The 1,772-nt window shown below is 72.2% G+C and carries 2 protein-coding genes; both read left to right on the top strand.

Annotation, left to right across the window (positions count from 1 at the left end; genetic code table 11):
* The first annotated feature begins 201 nt into the window (after positions 1–201).
* A complete protein-coding gene (locus tag ACFXB5_RS49270) occupies positions 202–1,212 on the top strand; it encodes an LLM class F420-dependent oxidoreductase (protein ID WP_385221487.1) in 1,011 nt (336 codons plus the stop codon).
* Between the two features lie 175 nt (positions 1,213–1,387).
* Entirely contained in the window at positions 1,388–1,681 is a 294-nt protein-coding gene (locus tag ACFXB5_RS49265; protein WP_385221485.1) for a hypothetical protein, read from the top strand.
* Positions 1,682–1,772: the final 91 nt, after the last annotated feature.

The raw sequence follows: 1,772 nt of genomic DNA, 5'->3' as shown, positions 1-1,772 counted from the left end.
TGGCGCTCCCCATGCCGCGCGCACCCAAAACCATTGAATTCACGGCGCGCGTCGAATCACACCCCCCCCCCCCACCCCCTAACCCCGGGGCCGAGGGGCCGTTGCCATGTGCGGCCCCGGCCCGTACAGTCCGGCCGGTGTGCGGCTGACGTGCCATCAGCCGCCGTTCTCCACCCTGTCCGGCGGAACGAGGGGGCTTCCATGCGGCTCGGTCTGGCGCTCGGCTACTGGGGCCGCGGCCCCGACCCCCGCCATCTGGAACTCGCCCAGGAGGCGGAGCGGCTGGGCTACCACTCGGTGTGGACCGCCGAGTCCTGGGGCTCGGACGCCTTCACCCCGCTCACCTGGCTCGCCGCCCACACCACCCGGATCGCGCTCGGCACGGCGGTCGCGCAGATGGCCGCCCGCACCCCCACCGCCACCGCGATGCAGGCACTCACCCTGGACCATCTCTCCGGCGGCCGGATGATGCTGGGGCTGGGGCTGTCCGGACCGCAGGTGGTCGAGGGCTGGTACGGACGCCCGTTCCCCAAGAGCCCGCTGACGGCGACCCGGGAGTATCTCGAGGTCATCCGGCAGGTGCTGAACCGCGAGGCGCCGGTGCGGCTCGACGGGCGCTACCACCCGCACCCCTACGCCGGTCCGGACGCCACCGGCCTCGGCAAACCCCTCAAGCCCATCGTCCACCCGCTGCGCGCCGACCTCCCGGTGCTGCTCGGGGCGGAGGGGCCCAAGAACATCGCACAGACCGTGCGCATCGCCGACGGCTGGCTGCCGCTGTACTGGTCGCCGTCGCGGACCGAGCTCTACCAGGCGACGCTCGCCGACGCCCGGGACGGCTTCATGGTGGCGCCGATGACACAGGTGCGGGTGTGCGCCGATGTGGCGGAGGGGCTGAAGCCGGTCAAGGCGATGCTCGGCTTCTACATCGGCGGAATGGGCCACGCGGCCCGGAACTTCCACGCCGATCTGATGGCCCGCTTCGGCTACGAGGCCGAGGCGCGCCGAGTACAGGAGCTGTTCCTGGCGGGGCGGCGCGCGGAGGCCATCGAGGCCGTGCCGGACGCCTTCGCCGATGAGATCTCGCTGGTCGGGCCGCGCGAACGGATCGCGGAGCGGCTGGAGTTGTGGCGCAAGGGCCCGATCACGGATCTGCTGGCGCTGTCGCCGGACCTCGAGACGCTACGGGTGCTGGCGGAGCTGGCGGGCTGAGGCGCGTCGCAGGCGGGCCGACCGACCGCTCCCGTACGCGGGCCGACCGACCGCTCCCCTTACGCCGGTCGGCCAACCGCCCCCCGGCGTGCCCGTGCCCGGGGCGGCCGACCGCCTCGTACGGGTGTGCGGCCGTGCTGGGTTTGGCTTCGCTTCGGGTGGCAACACGTGAGGCATGTCACGAAGTTATCGCCACGAAAGCAACCAGGCGGCGACCGTCGTGGCGGTCGTCGCGGACGTCATGGCCGTCATCCTCGGCCTCTGGATCCTGTTCGCCCTACTCGACGCCAACCGCGCCAACGACCTCGTCACGGTGGTCCACGACGCTGCGAGCTGGCTCGCGAGCTGGTCCCATGACCTCTTCACGATGGACACGGACTGGCTCCGGACCATCCTCAACTACGGCCTCCCGGCCGTGGTGTACCTCTTCATCGGCCACGCCATCGCGGGGCGGCTCCGCCGAGGCTAGCGGGCGTCCGCTGATCCTTGACGCCTGCGGCGGGCTGTTCCCCTCCCCGCCCCTTCCCACAACTGGGGCTCCGCCCCAGACCCCGCGGTCC

The organism is Streptomyces sp. NPDC059455, assembly GCF_042750115.1.
Lineage (GTDB): Bacteria > Actinomycetota > Actinomycetes > Streptomycetales > Streptomycetaceae > Streptomyces > Streptomyces endocoffeicus.
Note: the sequence above shows the minus strand (reverse complement) of the source record. Positions and strands in the feature narration are given on the sequence as shown.

Coding starts and splice junctions, on each gene's coding strand:
- ACFXB5_RS49265 (WP_385221485.1), top strand. CDS start 1,388: ATGTCACGAAGTTATCGCCACGAAAGCAACCAGGCGGCGACCGTCGTG.
- ACFXB5_RS49270 (WP_385221487.1), top strand. CDS start 202: ATGCGGCTCGGTCTGGCGCTCGGCTACTGGGGCCGCGGCCCCGACCCC.